Annotated in this window: 1 protein-coding gene; it reads left to right on the top strand. The window is 57.3% G+C overall.

Annotated elements, in window-relative coordinates; translation table 11 throughout:
• The coding region (locus M3P05_RS20760) for a Mu transposase domain-containing protein (protein ID WP_408635970.1) at window positions 1-363 on the top strand (363 nt) is incomplete at both ends.

Below are 363 nucleotides of genomic sequence, written 5' to 3'. Positions count from 1 at the left end.
CCCAAAGATAAAGCCAAGGCAGAGGTGGGTGTTCAGGTTGTCGAGCGCTGGATACTGGCCCGCCTGCGCCATGAAACCTTCTTCACACTGGGAGAGCTCAACTCCCGGATTCGGGAACTGCTGACGGAATTGAACTGCAAACCCTTCAAACAGCTCCCCGGAACGCGCCGCAGCGCCTTCGAGCAACTGGATGAACCGGCTTTACGCCCTCTGCCTATGCAGCCCTTCGAATTTGCCGAGTTCCGTAAAGCCCGGGTGAATATCGACTACCACGTTCTGTGCCAGGAGCACGCTTACTCGGTTCCCCATCAGCTGGTTCGCCAGGAGGTGGAAGTCCAGCTGACAGAACACTGTGTCGAGATC

The sequence above is a fragment of the Parendozoicomonas callyspongiae genome (assembly GCF_023502345.1).
In the GTDB taxonomy this organism is placed as follows: Bacteria; Pseudomonadota; Gammaproteobacteria; order Pseudomonadales; family Endozoicomonadaceae; genus Sansalvadorimonas; species Sansalvadorimonas callyspongiae.
Note: the sequence above shows the minus strand (reverse complement) of the source record. Positions and strands in the feature narration are given on the sequence as shown.